The sequence below is a fragment of the Streptomyces sp. NPDC017520 genome (genome assembly GCF_044329855.1).
Taxonomy (GTDB): domain Bacteria; phylum Actinomycetota; class Actinomycetes; order Streptomycetales; family Streptomycetaceae; genus Streptomyces.
Genome location: NZ_JBIRKB010000007.1, coordinates 351,942 through 371,463, shown reverse-complemented (window position 1 = coordinate 371,463; position 19,522 = coordinate 351,942). Strand labels below are relative to the sequence as shown.

15 protein-coding genes are annotated in these 19,522 nt (G+C 72.6%); 5 read left to right on the top strand and 10 right to left on the bottom strand.

Going from position 1 to position 19,522, the window contains the following annotated elements:
- Nucleotides 1-97: 97 nt before the first annotated feature.
- The 9 genes from ACH4KB_RS19680 to ACH4KB_RS19640 form a co-directional block, all read right to left on the bottom strand.
- Entirely contained in the window at nt 98-1,138 is a 1,041-nt protein-coding gene (locus tag ACH4KB_RS19680; protein WP_398067151.1) for a glutamate ABC transporter substrate-binding protein, read from the bottom strand.
- A gap of 11 nt (nt 1,139-1,149) precedes the next feature.
- Entirely contained in the window at nt 1,150-2,538 is a 1,389-nt protein-coding gene (locus ACH4KB_RS19675) for a hypothetical protein (RefSeq protein ID WP_398067150.1), read from the bottom strand.
- 424 nt (nt 2,539-2,962) lie between these two features.
- A complete protein-coding gene (locus ACH4KB_RS19670; protein WP_398067149.1) occupies nt 2,963-3,946 on the bottom strand; it encodes an N-acetylglucosamine kinase in 984 nt (327 codons plus the stop codon).
- The gene (locus tag ACH4KB_RS19665; RefSeq protein ID WP_398067148.1) at nt 3,937-5,202 is read right to left on the bottom strand and encodes a 6-phospho-beta-glucosidase; all 1,266 of its coding nucleotides are present in this window, start codon (nt 5,200-5,202) and stop codon (nt 3,937-3,939) included. Before ACH4KB_RS19665 ends, ACH4KB_RS19670 begins: the two co-directional genes overlap by 10 nt.
- A gap of 2 nt (nt 5,203-5,204) precedes the next feature.
- The gene (locus ACH4KB_RS19660) at nt 5,205-6,116 is read right to left on the bottom strand and encodes a carbohydrate ABC transporter permease (RefSeq protein WP_398067147.1); all 912 of its coding nucleotides are present in this window, start codon (nt 6,114-6,116) and stop codon (nt 5,205-5,207) included.
- Nucleotides 6,117-6,119: 3 nt separating this feature from the next.
- Complete coding sequence (locus ACH4KB_RS19655; protein WP_398067146.1) at nt 6,120-7,061, bottom strand: carbohydrate ABC transporter permease; 942 nt, start codon at nt 7,059-7,061, stop codon at nt 6,120-6,122.
- Nucleotides 7,062-7,067: 6 nt separating this feature from the next.
- Nucleotides 7,068-8,399 carry an ABC transporter substrate-binding protein gene (locus ACH4KB_RS19650; RefSeq protein ID WP_398067145.1) on the bottom strand — a complete coding sequence of 444 codons (1,332 nt, stop codon included), beginning with the start codon at nt 8,397-8,399 and terminating at the stop codon, nt 7,068-7,070.
- 59 nt (nt 8,400-8,458) lie between these two features.
- A complete protein-coding gene (locus ACH4KB_RS19645; RefSeq protein WP_398067144.1) occupies nt 8,459-9,682 on the bottom strand; it encodes an ROK family protein in 1,224 nt (407 codons plus the stop codon).
- 237 nt (nt 9,683-9,919) lie between these two features.
- Nucleotides 9,920-10,987, bottom strand: a complete 1,068-nt coding sequence (locus ACH4KB_RS19640) for a mechanosensitive ion channel family protein (RefSeq protein WP_398067143.1) — start codon at nt 10,985-10,987, stop codon at nt 9,920-9,922.
- 314 nt (nt 10,988-11,301) lie between these two features.
- Between ACH4KB_RS19640 and ACH4KB_RS19635 the strand changes: the two genes are divergently transcribed.
- Entirely contained in the window at nt 11,302-11,838 is a 537-nt protein-coding gene (locus tag ACH4KB_RS19635; RefSeq protein ID WP_003969129.1) for an HNH endonuclease, read from the top strand.
- Between the two features lie 221 nt (nt 11,839-12,059).
- Here ACH4KB_RS19635 and ACH4KB_RS19630 read toward each other — a convergent pair whose 3' ends face one another.
- Entirely contained in the window at nt 12,060-15,050 is a 2,991-nt protein-coding gene (locus tag ACH4KB_RS19630) for a beta-N-acetylglucosaminidase domain-containing protein (protein ID WP_398067142.1), read from the bottom strand.
- 357 nt (nt 15,051-15,407) lie between these two features.
- Between ACH4KB_RS19630 and ACH4KB_RS19625 the strand changes: the two genes are divergently transcribed.
- From ACH4KB_RS19625 to ACH4KB_RS19610, 4 genes are all read left to right on the top strand, one after another.
- The gene (locus ACH4KB_RS19625; protein ID WP_398067141.1) at nt 15,408-15,719 is read left to right on the top strand and encodes a hypothetical protein; all 312 of its coding nucleotides are present in this window, start codon (nt 15,408-15,410) and stop codon (nt 15,717-15,719) included.
- On the top strand, nt 15,720-18,146 hold the full coding sequence (gene malQ, locus ACH4KB_RS19620; protein ID WP_398067140.1) for a 4-alpha-glucanotransferase: 2,427 nt from the start codon (nt 15,720-15,722) through the stop codon (nt 18,144-18,146). It begins immediately after the preceding gene.
- Nucleotides 18,147-18,151: 5 nt separating this feature from the next.
- Nucleotides 18,152-18,364 carry a hypothetical protein gene (locus tag ACH4KB_RS19615; protein ID WP_398067225.1) on the top strand — a complete coding sequence of 71 codons (213 nt, stop codon included), beginning with the start codon at nt 18,152-18,154 and terminating at the stop codon, nt 18,362-18,364.
- A gap of 233 nt (nt 18,365-18,597) precedes the next feature.
- Nucleotides 18,598-19,506: a LysR family transcriptional regulator gene (locus ACH4KB_RS19610; protein WP_398067139.1), complete on the top strand. Its 909-nt coding sequence runs from the start codon at nt 18,598-18,600 to the stop codon at nt 19,504-19,506.
- Nucleotides 19,507-19,522: the final 16 nt, after the last annotated feature.

Here is a 19,522-nt window from a genome sequence, read left to right as displayed (position 1 = left end):
CGCCGGGCCGGTGGGCCCGGCGGGATCGGTCTGTCTCGGTCTGCCGGCCCTGTCTCGGCCGGCTCGCCCCGGTCAGTGCGCGTGGGTGCGCTCCGGGTCAGTCGCCCCGGTACTTGGGGGCGGGCGGACCCGCTATGCCGGGCAGTCCGGCCGCCAGCCACTTGCGGTACGACGTCATCCAGGGGCTGTTGTCACCGCCCGCCCGGTAGTCGACGAGGACCTTGTTCACCCGGGCCACCAGGTCGTCGGCGCCCTTCTTCGTCGCGACGCCGTAGTACTCCGTGGTGAACGGGGCCTTCCCCTTGAGCTCCACCGCCGGGTCCTGCGCCGCCTGACCGGCCGCCAGGGCGTTGTCCGTGACGATCGCGTCGACCTCGCCGAGCTGGAGCCGCACCAGGCAGTCCAGCTGGTTGGGCACGGTCAGCAGGTCCCGGTCGCGCTCGGTGCCGTCGAAGTCGTCCTTGTAGAGCGCGCCGAACGACTTCTTCTCCAGCGCCTCGTACGCCGTGGAGCCCTCGGCCGAGCAGACCCGCTTGCCCTTCAGCGACGCGTCGTACCCGGTGATCGTCGACCCCTTCGGGGCGAGCACCTGCTGTCCGGCCTGGAAGTAGGCGGTGGAGAAGGAAACCTGCTCCAGCCGCTTGCAGTTGATCGTCATCGTCCGCACGACGACGTCGACCCGGTCGTTCTCCAGGGCGGCGATGCGCTGGTTGGTGGGGATCGCGCGGAAGATCACCGCGTCCGGGTCGCCCAGGACGTCCTTGGCGATGGCCCGCACCAGATCGATGTCGAACCCCTCCAGCTCCCGGGCCTCCGGATTGCGGTAGCCCCAGCGGAAGCTGTTCTGGTCGACGCCCGCGATCAGCTTGCCGCGCTTCTTGATCTCCTCGATGCTGGGTCCGTCGGCGCTCGACGCGGGCAGGCTCGCCTCCGGCTCGGTGCACTCCTCGGCCGCGCGTGCCTGGTCGGCCGTCACCGCTCCGCCGCCCGGGGTGTTCGCTCCGGCCGCTCCGCCGCTGTGGTGGGCCAGCGGCAGCAGGGTGACCGCCGCGGTGACCGCGCACGCCGCCGCCATGCCCGCCACGCCGCCCCAGCCGCGCAGGCCGCCGCGTGCGGAACGCTCCTTCGACCTGCTCATCGCTGCCCCTCTCACCGGTACTCCGAGAGCCTGCGGTTGACCCCGACGATCACGGCGGCGGCTCCCAGGACCGCCAGCGCCGCGGCGCCGGTCGGCAGGCCCCGCAAAGCGCCCCGCCCGTCCTTCGCCGCCGCGGTGAACTCGCCCTGCTCATGGGCGAGCGCCTTCTCCAGCGCGGCGTCCACCCGCTGGAAGGACTGCCCGGTGGAGCCCTCGGTCCCGATGATCTGCTCCAGGGCGCCGTCGTAGTCGCCGCGGTCGTCCGTGGCGCGGGCCTCGCGGTGACGGGTCTGCCACTCGGCCACGCCCTTGGTCGCGTCGAGGACCGGCGCGTTCCCGCTGTCGTCGTCCGCGAACCGGTCGGCCTTCTCCAACCGGGCCTTCAATGCCTTCATTTCCGTGCTGTAGTCCGCCTCGTACTGGTCGGCGGAGCCGTCGGGGGTCAGCTCCGCACCGCGCGCCACCAGAGTGAGGTTCTCGTTGGCGCGCGCCTTCAGGGAGTTGATCCGCGCGTCGTTGAGCACATCCAGGGACGCCTGGCCGTGCGCCATCGCCGACCGCAGCTCCGTACGGGCCACCGCGTGCCCCACGGCCAGCCAGAGCACCACCACCGAGGCGGCGGCCGTCGCCGCCAGCAGTCCGTGGTTCAGCACCCGGTTCGTCCGGCGGTAGGTGCGCCGCTGCATCCACCCCAGCGCGCCGAGCACCAGGATCCCGGCGCCGAGCGACAGGAGCGGCCACTGCCGGGCGTCGGCGGAGTCCGTCTCCAGCCGGCCCGTCTCCGCCGCGTACAGCCGCTCGGCGGCCGGCAGCATCTCGCCGGTCATCTTCTGGTTCGCGTACCGGAGATAGGCGCCGCCCAGCGGCAGACCCTGGCGGTTGTTGGCGCGGGCGCGCTCGATCAGGCCCGTGTAGACCGGGAGCAGCTTGTTGAGGGTGGCTATCTCACGGCTGGACGCGCTGTCGGAGTCGGTGCTCCCCGACGCCTTCACCAGCAGCCGGGCCGCCTCCTCGATGTCCTTCCGATACTGCTCGTGCACGGCCTCGGGCTCCTGCGCACCCGCGAGGAACCCACTGGCCGCCGTCGTGTCCGCGTCCGCCAGGAAGCGGTAGATGTCCGCCGCGTCGGCGCTGAGCGGCTGACTGCGGCTGACCACGTCGTCGGCCGACGACGCCCGCGACGAGATCTCCAGGGTGGTCACCGCGCCGAACGCCACGACCAGCAGGGCCAGGACGGCCCCGATGATCTGGAGCCGGCCGGGCTCGGTCGTCGCCACGGCGCGCAGGCGCTCGGTCTGCGCGGCCCACGTGGTGCTGCGCGGTGCGTCCATGCCGGCGTGCGCGGACACCGGTTCCGGCGTGCGCAGCGTCTGCGTGCCGCCGCTCGGCGGGTGTGTCACTCGACCTCCCCCTCGGTCACTGACGGCGGGTCCCCGTCCCCGGCCCAGGGACGCGCGCCCGGCCAGAAGTATGGCCGCGGGGACGGACATCCACACCAGGAACGGCTGCTTCCCCTGGCGGCCCCCACATCGGTCCCGACATCAGCCCCGTCCCGATATCGGTTCCCGCACCAGTCCTCACATCAGTCCCCACACCAGTCCCCGCATTCGATCAGGGCGGACGCGGCCGATCAAGGCAAGCGGTACAACGTGCCCTGATACATCCCCATAAGCGAACGGACTCCCCATCAGGTACACGTTCCAGGAGCCCGATCGGTTCCCTCGCGCCCCGCGAGTGCCTGGCGTTCACCCGTACGAGTAACGTCCCCCCACGCGAACCGCGTGAGGGGACGCCCCCGTGACGTACGACGTGCTCCGGCGGTCCTCAGACGTACTGCGCGCGCAGCCTCCGGTGGACCTCCGGCGCCGCGCCCGCACGGTCCAGGCCCAGCAGCGCCGCGCCCAGCACCGGCGGCTCGGACACGACGCGCACCTCGGCCTTCGGCGCGCGTGCCGCGAGGAGCGCGGTGATCCGGTCGTCCAACTGCGGATGGCGTGCGGCCAGCACACTGCCGCCCAGCAGCACCGGCGCCTCCTCCGCCAGCAGACCGAGCCGTCCCAGCGCCACCGAGGCCATCGTCACCACCTCCTCGGCCAGCCGCTCCACCAGCGCGAGGGCCACCGGGTCCCCGCCCGCGGCGGTCGCGAACAGCACCGGTGTCAGCTCGTGCCGCCGCGCCGACGGGATCCCGCCCCGGTGCAGCGCCTCGATGAGCGCGTACATCGAGTCGAGCCCGAAGTGGGCGGGGAGCGCACGGGCCAGCTCGGACGGTTCGCCGCGCCCGTCCTCGGCGCGCGCGGCGAACCACAGCGCCTCCTCCGCGAGCCCCGAACCGCCACCCCAGTCACCGGATATCCGCCCGATCGCGGGGAAGCGGGCGGTCCGCCCGTCCGGGGTCATGCCCACGCAGTTGATCCCGGCCCCGCACACCACCGCGACGCCCCGGGGCTCGTCCACCCCGGCGCGCAGAATCGCGAAGGTGTCGTTGCGCACCTCCACCGAGGAGCCCCAGCCGCGGGCCCGAAGGGCGTCGGCCAACTCCGCCTCCTCGACCGGCAGATCGGCGTTGGCCAGGCAGGCGGAGACATGGGCGGACGCGCCGAACGCGCCACCGGCGTCCGGCAGCTCCGCGACCGCCCGGTCCAGCGCGGCGGCCAGCACGTCGATCGCGGCCTCCACCCCGACCACGGGCGGCTGGAAGCCGCCGCCGCGCGCCGTGGACAGCACGCTGCCGTCCTCGCCGATCAGTGCCACGTCGGTCTTGCTGTTGCCCGCGTCGATGGCGACGACCGACACGTTCACGCCCACGAAAGGTGCTCCCGGTTGTGCGCGATCAGCCGGTCGGTGAGCCCCTCGGCGTACGCGTACTGGCCGATCAGCGGGTGGGCGAGGAGCGCCTTGAAGACCCGGTCCCGGCCGCCGCGCAGCGCGGCTTCCAGGGCGAGGTCCTCGTACGCCGTCACGTTGGCGATGAGACCGGCGTACAGCGGGTCCAGCGCCGGCACGGCCAGCGGCGTCGCGCCGTCGTGCCCGACCCTGGCCTGTACCTCGATGACGGCGTCGTCCGGGAGGAACGGCAGGGTCCCGTTGTTGTACGTGTTGACCACCTGCACCGGGGAGCCGCTGTTGCCCAGCAGGGAGGCCGCCAGGTCCACGGCCGCCTCGGAGTAGAACGCGCCGCCGCGCTTGGCGAGCAGCTCGGGCTTCTCGTCCAGCGTCGGGTCGCCGTACATCGCGAGGAGTTCCTTCTCCATCGCCGCGACCTCGGCGGCCCGGGACGGCTTGGTGCCGAGCTCCCTGACCACCTCGTCGTGGGAGTAGAAGTAGCGCAGGTAGTAGGAGGGCACGACGCCGAGCCGGTCGACGATCTGCCGGGGCATGTGCAGGTCGTCGGCGATGGCGTCACCGTGCTCGGCGAGCAGCTTCGGCAAGACGTTCTCGCCGTCCGGGCCGCCGAGGCGCACCCCCAGCTCCCAGGTCAGGTGGTTGAGCCCGACGTGGTCGAGGTGCACCTCCGAGGGGTTCACGTCCAGCAGCCGGGCGAACTTCCGCTGGAAGCCGATCGCCACGTTGCACAGGCCGACGGCCTTGTGCCCGGCCTGGAGCAGGGCGCGGGTGACGATGCCGACCGGGTTGGTGAAGTCGATGATCCAGGCGTCCGGGTTGGCGCGGCGGACCCGCTCGGCGATGTCCAGGACGACCGGCACGGTGCGCAGGGCCTTGGCGAGGCCGCCGGCGCCGGTGGTCTCCTGGCCGACGCAGCCGCACTCCAGCGGCCAGGTCTCGTCCTGGTTGCGCGCGGCCTGCCCGCCGACGCGCAGCTGGAGCAGGACCGCGTCGGCGTCGGCGACGCCCGCGTCGATGTCGGTGGTGGTCGTGATCCTCCCGGCGTGGTCCTGCTTGGCGAAGATCCGCCGGGCGAGACCTCCCACCAGGTCCAGGCGGTCGGCCGCCGGATCGACGAGCACCAGCTCCTCGATCGGCAGCGTGTCCCGCAGCCGGGCGAATCCGTCGATCAGTTCGGGGGTGTAGGTGGACCCGCCACCCACTACTGCGAGCTTCATAGTCAGCCCTTTACTCCGGTCAGTGTGACGCCCTCGACGAATGCCTTCTGGGCAAAGAAGAAGACGGCGATCACGGGGGCCATGACCAGAACGGTCGCGGCCATGGTCAGGTTCCAGTCGGTGTGGTGCGCGCCCTTGAAGGATTCGAGGCCGTAACTGAGCGTCCAGGCGGCCGGGTTCTCGGAGGCGTAGATCTGCGGTCCGAAGTAGTCGTTCCAGGCGGCGAAGAACTGGAAGAGGGCGATGGCCGCGATGCCGGGCTTGGCCATCGGCAGGACGACCTTCATCAGCGTGCGGAACTCACCGCAGCCGTCGACCTTGGCGGCGTCCAGGTACTCGTTCGGGATGGTCAGCAGGAACTGCCGCAGCAGGAAGATGGAGAACGCGTCGCCGAAGGCCATCGGGATGATCAGCGGCCACAACGTGCCGGACAGGTCCAGCTGCTTCGCCCAGAACAGGTACATCGGGATGATGATGACCTGCGGCGGCAGCATCATCATCGAGATGACGAGCATCAGCGACAGCTTGCGGCCCCGGAAGCGGAACTTCGCCAGCGCGTACGCCACCGGGACGGACGAGACGACGGTGAGGACGGTGCCGACGCCCGCGTACAGCAGGGTGTTGCGCCACCAGGTCAGAAAGCCGGGGGTGTTGAAGACCCGCTCGTAGTTGCCCCACTCCCAGGTGTTCGGGGTGAGGTCGCGCGTCAGCGCCTGCTGGTCGCTCATCAGCGAGGTCAGCACCACGAAGACGAACGGCAGCACGAAGAAGAGCGCGGCGGCGATCCCGAGCGAGTGCACGGCGATCCAGTGCAGCAGTGCCTTGCGGCGGGCGGTGCGCGCGGCGGGGGTCAGCGGCGCGTTCTCCGGCGAGGCGGTGGCGGTCTTGTCGACGGCGTCGAGGAGTTGGGTCATGGCTCAGTCACCGGCCTGGATCAGGTTGTTGCGGCCCCGCATCAGCAGCGCGGTGAAGGCCATGGCCAGGGCGAACAGGACGAGGGCGACGACACAGGCGGCACCGTAGTCGAAGCGCTGGAAGCCCAGGTTGTAGACCAGCTGCGGGAGCGTCAGTGTCGACTTGTCGGGATAGCCGGGTTCGAAGGACTGCCCGGAGCCGCCGATGACCCCCGAGGCGACCTTCCCGGCCACGAGTGGCTGCGTGTAGTACTGCATCGCCTGGATGACGCCCGTCACCACGGCGAACAGCACGATCGGCGAGATGTTCGGCAGGGTCACGAAGCGGAACTTCTGCCAGGCGGACGCGCCGTCCAGCTCGGCCGCCTCGTACTGCTCGGTCGGCACGTCCAGCAGCGACGCCATGAAGATGACCATCAGGTCCCCGATGCCCCAGACCGCGAGCATGGTGAGCGCCGGCTTGGACCAGGTGGCGTCGTTGAACCAGCCCGGCGTCGGCAGCCCCAGGTCCCCGAGGATCGCGTTGACGGGCCCGGTACCGGGGTTGAGCAGAAAGACGAAGGCGAGCGTCGCGGCGACCGGCGGGGCCAGGTAGGGCAGGTAGAACAGGGTCCGGAAGACGCCGGTCCCCGTCTTGATCCTCGTGATCAGCATGCCGATGCCGAGACCGAAGACGACCCGGCAGGTCACCATGACGAGGACCAGCCACAGGGTGTTGCGCAGCGACGGCCAGAACATCGGGTAGTCGCTGAAGACGTAGGTCCAGTTGGTCAGCCCGTTGAAGACCGGAGCCCCGAAGCCGTCGTACTGGGTGAAGGAGAAGTAGACGGTCGAGATCATCGGATACGCGAAGAAGACCGAGAACCCGATCAGCCACGGCGACATGAAGGCCGCCGTGCGCAGCGCCGACCTGCGGCGCTTGGAGCGGAGTGTGTGCGTCGTCATCGGGGGCTACTTGGCCTTGGCGATGTCGGTGTCGATCTGCTGCGCGGTCTTCTCCAGACCGGCCTTCAGGTCCTTCACCGCGCCCTTCTCGTACTGGTAGCCGAAGTCCTGGAGCGTCAGCTGGTACGTCGACCCGTTGACGGCCCCGTCCGACGTGCTGGACTTGGGGTGCTGGGCGATGTCCAGGAAGGTCTTGAACCGCGGGTCGAACTTCAGGTCGGGCGACTTCAGGGCATCGAGGGTGGACGGCACGTTGCGGATGCCGTTGGCGAAGGCGACGACCGCCTCGGTGTCACTGGTCATGTACTTCACCAGCTCCCAGGCGGCGTTCTGCTTCTTGCTGGCCGGGGCGATGCCCACGATGGTGCCGGAGAGGAAACCCTTGCCGTAGCTGTCGGCCTCGTCGTCGGCGACGGGCATCGGCGCGACGCCGATCTCGAAGCCGGCCTTGGCGCTCTCGGCCATCCCGAGCCGCCACTCGCCGTCCAGCTGCATGGCGACCTGCCCGGTGTGGAACGGGTGCTTGGCGCCCCACTCGTCACCGAAGGTGCCGCGGTACTTCTCCAGCTTCTCGTATCCGCCGAGGTCCTCGACGAGCTTCTTCTGGTACGTGAACATCTCCGCGAACGCCGGGTCCTTGGCGATGTTGGACTTGCCGTTCTCGTCGAAGTACGTGTGGTCCCACGAGGACATGTAGTGGCTGGCGACGGTCTCGTAACCGTGGAAGGTCGGCATGAAGCCGAGCTGCTCGTAGCTGTCGCCCTTCTCGACGGTCAGCTTCTTCGCGACGCTCGCCAGCTCCGACATCGTCTTCGGCGGGGCCTTGATCCCGGCCTTCTCGAAGGCGTCCTTGTTGTAGTAGAGGCCGTAGGCGTCCGTGAGCAGCGGCAGGGCGCAGCGCTTGCCCTCGAACTGGGTGTAGTCCAGGAGTACCTTCGGGAAGGTCTTCTCCAGGTCGAGCTTCGACTTCTCGATGAACGGCTTCAGGTCCGCGAACGCGCCGGACGAGCAGAACTTGCCGACGTTGGCGGTGGTGAAGGAGGAGACCACGTCGGGCCCGTCCGAACCGCCCGCGCGCAGCGCCTGGTTGAGCTTGTCGTCGTTGATGTTGCCGGAGACCTTCACCGTGATGTTCGGGTGGGCCTTCTCGAACCGGTCGATGTTGTCCTCGACCGCCTTCACCTCGGCGGGAGCGCTCCAGCCGTGCCAGAAGTTGATCGTGGTCTTCGCGTTCGGGTCGTCGGAGGCGCCGGCCTCGGACTGGCCGGTACACGCGGTGGCGAGCACCGATATCGCGGCGACGGCGACGGCGGTGGTGGTGAGACGGCTTGTGCGCATGACAAAACTCCCAGGGACGGGGAAGAGGCAGACGACGGGGGACGGGGGAGAAGCGTGGTTCAGCGCGAGGTGTCGAACACTTCGTCGCGGGTGTCGGCGAGCGCCCTCTCCAGGGCGCCGCGCAGTACGGGGGTGCGGTCGATCTCGCCGACCACGAGCCGCGGCCGGGAGGCGGCGAGCTCGGCCAGCTCGGACTGGATCAGGGAGCGCAGGATCTCGCCGCCCGCCGCGACCGCCCCGCCGGAGAGCACGATCAGCCCGGGGTCCAGGACGGCGGTGACGGAGGCGAGCCCGGTGGCGAGCCGCTGGGCGTACTGGCGCAGCAGCTCGGTGAGCGCCTCGTCCCGCTCGTAGGCGTCGGCCGCCCGCGCCAGCAGGTCGGCGGCGACCTTCGCGTACGGCTGCTGCGGGGTGTCGACGCCCAGCGCCTTCGCGAGCCGGGGCACCGCCTGGGCGCCCGCCAGCTCCTGGAAGCCGCCGCTGTTGGCCTTGACGACCTGGCGCACGAGCGGGGTGCCCGGCACCGGCAGGAAGCCGACCTCGCCCGCGCCGCCGGTGAAGCCGCGGTGCAGCCGGCCGTTGATGACGAGGGCGGCGCCGAGGCCCTCCTCGTTCCACAGCAGGACGAAGTCCTCGTGGCCGCGGGCCGCGCCCAGGCGCTGCTCGGCGACGGCGACCAGGTTGACGTCGTTCTCGTACTCCACCGGCATCGGCAGGAACGCGGCCAGCTCGTCCAGCAGGGTGGGGGAGTGCCAGCCGGGCAGGTGCGACGCGTACCGCAGCCGTCCGGTGCCCGGGTCGAAGGCGCCCGGCGTGCCGATGACGACCCGGTGGACGTCGGCGCGGGTGAGCCCGGCGTCCTTCACCGCCCCGTCCAGCGCGTCGGCGACCTGGCGCACCACGCTGTCGGCGCGCCGGCCAGGCGTCGCCAGCTCGAACTCCCCGACGGTCCGGCCGGTCACGTCCGCGACGGCGGCGACGATGCGCCGGCTGTTCACGTCGAGCCCGGCCACATGGGCGGCCCGCGCGTTCACCGTGTAGAGCTGCGCGTTGGGCCCGGGGCGCCCCTCGCTGGTCCCGGTGGCGACGACGAGACCGGCCGCCTCCAGCCGGGCCAGCAGCTGGGACGCGGTGGGCTTGGAGAGGCCGGTCAGCTTCCCGATCCGGGTCCGGGAGAGCGGCCCGTGCTCCAGCAGCAGATCGAGGGCGGCCCGGTCGTTCATGGCCCGCAGCACCCGTGGTGTGCCCGGGGTGCCGGGTGCGCCGGGAGTGGGTCCCGCCATCGTGGATGCACCGCCCTCTGTTCTAGGCCCTCCGGAGCGGATCCCGAGAGACTCTGTTAGGAAAGTTTCCTATTTGGTTGAGAGGACGGTAGGCCGCAGGTCACCGGGGCGTCAATGGGTGCCCCCCGTCCGGCAATCAAAGTGTTACCCGGCATGGCGACGCCCCCGGCCGCCACCCTGGGGTCCAGGGGGCGGCCGGAGGCGTTGCGACAGAGGTTGCCTGTCCGGGTTCGACGGCTACTTGGCCAGGTTCGTCGCCGGCGGTATGGGCGTCGCCGCCAGCGACTGCGGGGAGGTCGCCGAGGCGTACGCCGAGGGGGCCGCCATCGCGGCCGTCGGGTCCGCCGTGGAGGCGCCCTCCGTCGGGAGCGGCACCGTGCCGACCATCCGGATGCCCGCGTCGTCCAGCGCCTGCTTGACGCGCCAGCGCAGCTCGCGCTCCACTCCGGGCGCCTTGCCCGGCATCGTCTTCGCGGTCACCCGGACCGTCATCGAGTCCAGCAGCACCTCGTCCAGGCCGAGCACCTCGACCGGGCCCCACAGCTGCTCCGACCAGGGCTCTTCCTTCGTCATCGTGGCGGCGGCGGTGGCGATCGCCTCGCGGACGTGCTCCAGGTTCTCCGTCGGGCGCACCGTGACATCGATCCCGGCGGTGGACCAGCCCTGGCTGAGGTTGCCTATCCGCTTCACCTCGCCGTTGCGGACGTACCAGATCGCGCCGTTCTCGCCGCGCAGCTTGGTGACGCGCAGCCCCACCTCGATGACCTCGCCGGAGGCCACGCCCGCGTCGACGGTGTCCCCGACCCCGTACTGGTCCTCAAGGATCATGAAGACGCCGGAGAGGAAGTCCGTGACCAGGTTGCGGGCGCCGAAGCCCAGTGCCACGCCCGCGACACCGGCGGAGGCCAGGAGCGGCGCCAGGTTGATCTTGAAGGCGCCCAGGACCATCAGGGCGGCCGTGCCCATGATCACGAACGAGGCCACCGACCGCAGCACCGAGCCGATCGCCTCCGAGCGCTGGCGTCTCCGCTCGGCGTTCACCAGCAGCCCGCCCAGCGCCGTGCCCTCCACCGCCTGGGCGCTGCGGTTCATCCGCTCGATCAGATTGGTCAGGGCGCGCCGGATCAGATAACGCAGCGTGATCGCGACCGCCACGATCAGCAGGATGCGCAACCCGGTGCTCAGCCAGGTGGACCAGTTCTCCTCGACCCAGCCCGCGGCGTTACCGGCCTGTTCGGCGGCTTCGCCCAGCGAGCCACCCGGCTCGGGAGACGGGGCTGCGGCCAGGAGGACGGACAGCGACACGGCGGGGACCTCCAGGGGGACGACGGCTGGTCGACAACACTAACGAAGCCGGGGGAGTGGATCGTTGCCGTCGCGGGAGGAGAGACGGGTCTCACCGGGAACACCTCCGCTGTGGCCGATCGCACAGTGCGGACGCCCACCCTGGTGAAACACCTGTTCGGCACCGCCGGCCGGCGCGTGGAGCCCGGAGTGAGAAAAATCCTCCCGGCCCGTTACCCGTACGTGGTGGCGCTTTGACCAGGCATGAGGAGAGACTGAGATCGGATCGTCCCGGCGCGAGCCACGCGCCGCCGGCGTACAAGGAGGCATCCACCGTGCCGCACGTCCTGGTTCTCAACGCGTCGTACGAGCCGCTCGGCGTCGTACCGCTCCGCCGCGCGCTCGTCCTCGTCCTGGAGAACAAGGCCATCTGCCTTGAAGAGTCCGGCTCCTTTCTGCACAGTGCCACCCGTGCCGTGCCCGCACCCAGTGTGGTCCGGCTCAAGCGCTTCGTCCGGGTCCCCTACCGGGGACCCGTCCCCCTGACGCGGCGGGCGCTGTTCGCCCGGGACGGCGGGCGCTGCATGTACTGCGGGGCCGCCGCGACCAGCGTCGACCACGTCATCCCGCGCAGCCGCGGCGGACAGCACGCCTGGGACAACGTGGTGGCAGCCTGCCGCCGCTGCAACCACGTCAAGGCCGACCGCCATCTGCCCGAGCTCGGCTGGCGGCTGCGCCATCAGCCCGCCCCGCCGACCGGCCTGGCCTGGCGGATCATCGGGACCGGACACCGCGACCCGCGCTGGCTGCCGTATCTGCAACCGTTCGGCGCGGACGACGTGATGGCCCGGATCGACGGCGTGTCCGCCTAGGCCCTGTCGTCAAGCTCCCGCCTGCCCTGCGGCGCCATGCACGCACTCTCGCCGCACCGGGCACACGCCCGAGTACGTCCAGTACGCGGACCTGCGCCCGGCACACCGAGAGCACGCACCTGACCCCGCAGGGCCGCCCTTCGGGCGACGGCGGGAGTTTGACGACAGGACCTAGGGACTGCCGAGACCGGGCCTTCGTCGTCCTCCCGCCCCGTCCCGGCTCAGTCGTCGGTGACCGCGTACGCCTCCACCGACCAGAGCGAGTAGCCGTACTCCGTCGCCCGGGCGTCCCCCTGCACCCGGACGAACCGGGTGTCCTTCGCGTCCATCCGGACCGACTCGCGCCCGCCCCGGCCCTCCGTCACCGTCGCGGCGGTGCGCCAGACGCGGCCGTCGGCGGAGACCTGTATCCGGTAGCGGGAGGCGTACGCGTCCTGCCAGTTCAGCACCACCTGGCCCAGGCGCACCGGCTCCGGCAGCTCGGCCCCCCACCACGCCCCGTCCTCCACCGGCGAGGACCACCGGGTCTCCGGATCGCCGTCGGAGGCCGCCGCCGCGGGAAAGTCCGGGGTCTCGTCGCCGGACGACGAGGCCTTCGCCGTGCGCGCCAGATCCGGACCGCCCGTACGCGGGAAGGCCCGCACGGTCAGCGTGGACTCCTGGCCGCCGAAGGCCAGCGGAACCTCGTACTCGCCCGCCGGGGTGTCCGCCGGGACGGTGATGTCGACGGGCACGTCCGTACGCGATCCGCGCGGCACGGTCGTCTGCTTCGGGACCCGCACCTCGATGCCCTCGGGGGCCTTCGCGGTGAGCTTGCCCTTCACCTCGACCGGACGCCGCCCGGCCAGCCGGGCCTCGACACGCTGGGGCTCGCCGCCGATCTCCGCGTCCGTCTCGCCGCGCTTCAGGTCGAGCGTGGCGGCGGGCTCGTCGCCGAACCACGGCACCAGGGCGCGCACCTGCGGGGAGCCCGCCACGACGGCGGGGGAAGGGGGCAGGGTGGGGCTCAGGTACGAGGGCGGGACGGTCCGGGCGGCCTCCGGCACCGTGACCCGTACGGCGTCGGCGCGCAGCCCCTTCGCGGCGGTCTGGGTCCAGCCGCTCGGCGAGAGCTTCCCGAGCCCCCGCCACCCCTCACCGGGCACGTGGGCCTCCACGACCGCGCCGGCGAGGGCGGATCCGGGCTCGGCGAGCGCCGTGACGGCCTCCACCGGGCGGGGCGCGGCCAGCCGGACCGTATAGCTGTGCGCGTCCTTCGTGACCCGGCCCGAGGCGCGGTCGACGCCGTTCCATCCGGCCGACACCTTCGCCGCCCTGTCCAGGAAGGGGTCCAGCACACCCTCGCCGACCGTGGCCCGGCTCGCCTCGATCTCCTCGCGCAGCGGCTCCAGGGCCAGTTGGACGCGCCAGGCGGCGGCGCCGTCCCCGGCGGCCTGCGCCTGAAGCAGGTCCACCGCGAGCTCACCGGCCCGGCCGTAGCGGGCCAGCTGCTCCGTCCAGGGGCGCACCTCCTCGGTCAGCCGGCCGTCGGCGGGGGTCCTGAGCCGCTCGGGGGCCCCGCGCATCACGGAGAAGGCCGCGCGCAGCTCGGCCGCCGCCCGGTCGCGGCGGGGGGCGTCCGCGCGGGAGTTCCAGAACGCGTCGAACAGGGGCTGGAGGTAGGCGGACTCCTCCGCGCCGAGCACCGAGCCCGCGCTGTTCCCGGCCAGCGCCAGCAGCGCCTCCCGGGCGCCCGCGTCCCCGCCCGCCAGATCCTCGACGGCCGCCCGCCACGACTCGTCCGGGCGGTACCCCTTCGGGTTCCAGGCGAAGTCGGCTGCGGTGAACAGCGGGATCCGCGAGGCGGACGCCTGCTCCATCGCGTTGGCCAGCAGCGCCGCCGACCCGCTCGCCACCGCCGGGTCCCGGCCGGTGTACGGGCCGAGGAAGATGCGGTCCTGGGCGTAGTCGTTGACCGGGTAGTTGTCCATCGTCACCAGCGGGTGGCGGAACGCGGCGCGGGCCCCGGCCAGTTCACCGCCGGTGATCTTCTTCGGCACCACCCCGACACCGGTCCAGGCCACCTGTACCCGGTCGTCCAGCTCGGCCGCCAGCGCGGTGCGGTAGTCGGTGGCCCCGTCCTGGTAGAACTCCGTCGGCAGCACCGACAGGGGGGCCGCGTCCGGGTGGCGTTCCTCCAGATGCCGGGCGAGGGCGCCGGCGACCCGGGCCTGGGCGCGGGCCGCCGCCTTCGGACCGCTGCCATAGGTCTCCGCGTCCAGGTCGCAGTGCCACTCGCTGTAACTGACGTCCTGGAACTGGAGCTGGAAGACCCGGATGCCCAGCGCCCACATGGCGTCGATCTTCTTCGTCAGCGCCCGGACGTCCTGGTCCGATGCCATGCACATCGCCTGACCGGGGGAGACCGCCCAGCCGAGCGTGACGTGCTCGGCGCGCGCCCGCTCGGCGAGCGCCCGGAACTCGGCCCGCTTCTCGGCCGGGTACGGCTCGCGCCAGCGTGCCAGCCGGTAGGGGTCGTCGCCCGCCGCGTAGAGATAGCGGTTCTGCTTGGTGCGGCCCATGAAGGAGATCTGGGCGAGCCGCTCCTCGCGCGTCCACGGCTCTCCGTAGAACCCCTCGGCCATGCCGCGTACGGCGGTTCCCGGCCAGTCTCGTACCGTCACGCCGGCCACCGTGCCGTCGGCGATCAGCTGGCGCAGGGTCTGGACGGCGTGGAAGAGGCCGTCCGCGCCGAGCCCGTCCAGCGCGACGGTGGCGCGTCCGGAGACCTGGCCGACCGCGATCCGGTAGCCGCCCGACGGCAGATCGGCCCGGTCGGGAGCGCGCAGCGCCCGCAGTGCCTCGGCGGCTCCGACGCCGCCGACGCGGACCACCGGCCCGCCGCCCGGCAGGCTCTCGTGCAGGGTCCGGACGCCCGCCCCGCGCAGCAGGGTGCGCGCCTGTTCGACGGCGTACGGATCGGCGTCCGGCGCGGCGACGAGCGTGGCCTCGGAGCCCAGCGGCACGGCGGGCCCGGTGGTCCTCAAGCTCTGCGGCCGGGGCCAGACGGACGGGGTCCGCGCGCTGTCGGCCCGGTCGGCGGAGCCCACCGCGGGCCTGCCGGGATCGGCGGGGGCGGCCGTCGCGGCCGGAGCGACGGAGACGGATCCGAGGAGTCCGCCGATCACGGCGGCGGCCACGGCCGTTGCCTGCCTTCTGCGCCCGATCCGCACGTCGCGCTCCCCTTCGTAACGACCAACTGCCGGCGATGGGCCGCCGCCGTGCCGACCCCTCGGACCGCGGGCGATGGGCCCCGGCGGGGTCCGAGCCCACCACCCGGGCGCGAGGGTGTCAATGCGCATGGCCGTTCTGCCGTATTTGCCGGGAATAGCGACACCTTCGAGCCCTCTGGGGCTGGTGTGGCGGCCGAGAGTGGCTGAAAACGGCCCATACCTGCCGTTCGGGGGAACGGAGTGTGACCCAGAGCACGTTGGGCTCGTTGTTCATAACGCCTGCATCACGTCCACGTCTGCCATGGCGAGGCCTGGGTAGGCCTGCTGTGTCCTGTTCTCCATGGCCAGGAGGCCAACATGCCCGCTGCCGCGCAGCTTCTGCTCTCCGCCCTCTCCAAACAGGTACCCACACAGCCCGAATCCGCCCCGCTGACCAGCGAACTCCCCCTTGCCGAGGTCGCCCACCTGATCAGCGGGCCGCCGCTCGCCGATGTCTCCCTCCTGCTCGGCGAATCCTCCTTCGCCGATTCCGCGCCGCTGACCAGCGAGCCGCCGCTCGCCGATGCCACCCCTCTCACGAGCGAGCCGCCGCTCGCCGCCGTCGCCCCTCTGACCAGCGAGCCGACCGCACCCGGCACCGCAGGGGGCATGGAGTTCCCAGGAGTCTGAATGGGCTTGTCCCGGCTCGCCGCACTGCACGGTGTCGCCACCTCCTACTCCCCGTCGCCGGATGTCACGGTGTCCGTCCCCGACGACACGGTCATCGCCGTGCTCGCCGCGCTGGGCGTCGACGCCGGCACTCCGGCGGACGTACGGAAGTGTCTCGTCGCCGCGGAGTCCCGCTCGCGCCTGCTGCCGCCGACCGTCGTGGTCTGGGCCGGCGAGCCCCTGCCGTCCGCCCTCGCCGGGCTGCCCCCCGGCTCGACCGTCACGGTCGAGCCGGAGCCGGCCGAGACCCCGGGACCCCCCTCGGGCCCCCCGCCCGCCCCGCTGAGCATGCGGACCCGGGCGACGTCCACCGCCCCGCCCGTGCAGCCGCCGGGGGGCGCTGCCGTGCCTCTGATGCCTCTGGGGGATGTCGCCGGAGCCGCCGCCCCACCCGTCGCGGCAGGAGCCGCCGTCCCACCCGTCGCCCCCGGTGCCACCGCCCCGCCCGTGCAGCCGCCGGGGGGCGCGGTCCCCGCCGCGCCCGTGTCGCCTCCCGCGGGCGCCGCCACCGCTACCGCCTTCGCGTCCGCGCCGTACCCGCAGCGCGCCGACGGGGAGCCCGGCGCTCCGGCCGCCGTACCCGCCTGGTGGATCCCGCCGCCTCCCGGCGTCCACCGCGTCCACGTCGTGACACCGGACCACCGCCGCGCCACGGCCACCCTCGTCGTCGCCCCGGCCCGCGTCCCGCAGCCGCCCGAGCGCACCCACGGCTTCCTGGTCCAGCTCTACTCCCTGCTCTCGGCCCGCTCCTGGGGCATGGGCGACCTCGGCGACCTGGCCGACCTCGCCGCCTGGTCCGGGCGGACCCTCGGCTCGGGGTTCGTCCAGGTCAACCCGTTGCACGCGGCCGTCCCCGGGCACCCCACCGACCCGTCCCCGTACCGCCCCTCCTCGCGCCGCTTCCCCGACCCGGTGCACCTGCGCGTCGAGTCGATCCCCGAATACGGCCTCGTCCGCGACCGGGCGGCCCTGGACGACCTCCGGCAGGACGCCGCCGCGCTGAGCGAGGCCGTGCTGAACAAGGGCGCGCTGATCGACCGGGACGCCGTCCGGGAGCTGAAGCGCCAGGCCCTGGAGCTGGTCGTCGCGGTGCCGCTCACCCCCGGCCGCCGCGCCGCCTACTGCGACTTCCTGGCCGAGCAGGGCCAGGCGCTGGAGGACCACGCCCTGTGGTGTGCGCTCGCCGAGGTGCACGGCCCCGACTGGCACGCCTGGCCCGAGGCCCTGCGCGACCCCCGCTCCCCGGCGACCGCCCGCGCCCGGACCGAGCTGCTGGACCGGGTCGACTTCCACTGCCGCCTCGCCTGGCTGACCGCCACCCAGCTCGCCGACGCCCAGCGGGCCGCCGAGGACGCCGGGATGGGCGTCGGGATCGTCCACGACCTCGCCGTCGGCGTGCACCCGGCCGGCGCCGACACCTGGGCCCAGCAGGAGGCATTCGCCCACGGCATGTCCGTCGGCGCGCCCCCCGACGCCTTCAACGCGCGCGGCCAGGACTGGGGCCTGCCGCCCTGGCGCCCCGACGTCCTCGCCGCCACCGGCTACGCCGCCTACCGGGGCCTGCTGCGCGGACTGCTGGCCCACGCCGGAGCCCTGCGCATCGACCACGTCATGGGCCTGTTCCGGCTCTGGTGGGTGCCCGAGGGCAGCTCACCCACCGACGGCACCTACGTCGCCCAGGACGCCGAGGCGATGCTCGCCGTCCTCGTCCTGGAGGCCCACCGGGCCGGGGCCGTCGTCGTCGGCGAGGACCTCGGCACCGTCGAGCCCGGGGTCCGCGAGGCGCTCGCCCGGCGCGGCGTGCTCGGCACCTCGGTGCTCTGGTTCGAACGCGACTGGGACGGCGACGGACGGCCGCTCGCCCCGGAGAAATGGCGCCGGGACTGCCTGGCCACCGCCACCACCCACGACCTGCCCTCCACCGCCGCCCGGCTGACCGGCGACCATGTGACGCTGCGCCACCGCCTCGGTCTGCTCACCCGCTCCCTGGAGGAGGAGCTGACCGAGGACGCCACCGACACCGCCGAGTGGCTGGCCCTCCTCGCCCGGCTGCGGATGCTCCCCGAGGGCGACGGCGACGAGGAGGCCGCCGTCCGGGCCGTCCACCGCTTCCTGCTGAGCACCCCCGCCACGATGACCGGCGTCTGGCTCCCCGACACCGTCGGCGACCGCCGCCCGCAGAATCTCCCCGGCACCTGGGACCAGTACCCCAACTGGCGCCTTCCGATCGCCGACGCCGAGGGGCATCCGGTCACCCTGGAGGAGATCACCGCCTCGCCCCGGCTGCACGCGCTGATGGACGTCCTGCGGCCCCGAAAGCCTCGTACGGCACCCCCGGGCGAGCGCCGTCCCCAGCCGTTCGCTACGTTGGCACCGTGGAAAAGATGAACGCTATGCGCGCCGGCGTCGTTGCGGCCGGGACGACGCTGATGATGCTGCTCATGTCGAGCCCGGCGCTCGCGCTCACGCCCGACGACGGTGACGACCCGGCTCCGCGCCTGAGCGCGGTCGAGACCATCGGTCTCTACGTCGTCGCGCCCATCGCCCTGTTCGTGGTGATCACGGGCCTGGTCATGGTCCTGGACAAGTCCAAGAAGCGGGTCTGACCGCACACGTACGCCCTGCACGAAGGATGCGCCGCCGGTGGGCACCACCGCGCGGCGCATTCGTGCGTCCGACCCGGACGCCGCCATGTACACGGCCCGAACGCCGACGTGTGCACGGCCCGGACGCCGACGTGTGCACGGCCCGGACGCCGACGTGCGCACGGCCCGGACGCCGACGTGTGCACGGCCCGGGGGCGGGAACACGGCCCGCGCCGGGCCGGTAGGTTGCGCCCATGACCGAGTGGGACGTCAAGAAGCTCCGTATCCTGCGCACCCTGCGCGACCGGGGCACGGTGACAGCGACCGCCGAGGCGCTCCTGATGACCCCCTCCGCCGTCTCCCAGCAGCTCACCAACCTGGCCAAGCAGCTCGGCGTGGACCTCCTGGAGGCCCAGGGCCGCCGCGTCCGCCTCACCGACGCCGCCCACCTCGTCCTGCGCCACGCCGAGGCGGTCTTCGCCCAGCTGGAGCGGGCCGAGGCCGAACTGACCGGCTATCTGCGCGGCGAGGCGGGCGAGGTCAGGGTGGCCGCGTTCTCCACCGCCGTGCCCGCCCTCGTCGTCCCCGCCGTCCGGCTGCTGCGCGCCGAGGACCGCCCGGGGCCCGACGTACGCGTACGGGAGGCCGAGGCCGCCCAGGCCTACGAGCTGCTCACCGCGGGCGAGGTGGACCTGGCCCTGTCGCTGGCCGCCCACGCGCCCACTGCCCGCGACCCCCGCTTCAGCCTCTTCCCGCTGCTCGCCGACCCGCTGGACGTGGCGCTCCCCGCCGACCACCCGCTGGCCGGCGCACCCGCCCTGCGGCTCGCGGACCTGGCGGCCGACCGCTGGATCTTCGGCGGCTCGGGACCCTGGTCCGAGATCACCACCGCCGCCTGCGAGGCGGCCGGTTTCGTCCCCGAGCAGGCCCACAGCGCCGCCGGGTGGACCGCGATCCTCGCCCTGGTCGAGGCGGGCATGGGCGTCGCGCTGGTCCCCCGGATGGCCGCCCGGGAGCGTCGCGAGGGCGTGGTGATGCGAGTGCTGGAGGCGGACCGGCCGCGCCGCCATGTGGTGGCGGCGGTCCGGCACGGGGCTTCGAGCGGACCGGCGGTGGCCCGGGTCCTCGCGGCACTCACCAGCGTGGCCAGATCATTCAGCTGAGCTGAAAGGTATCTGC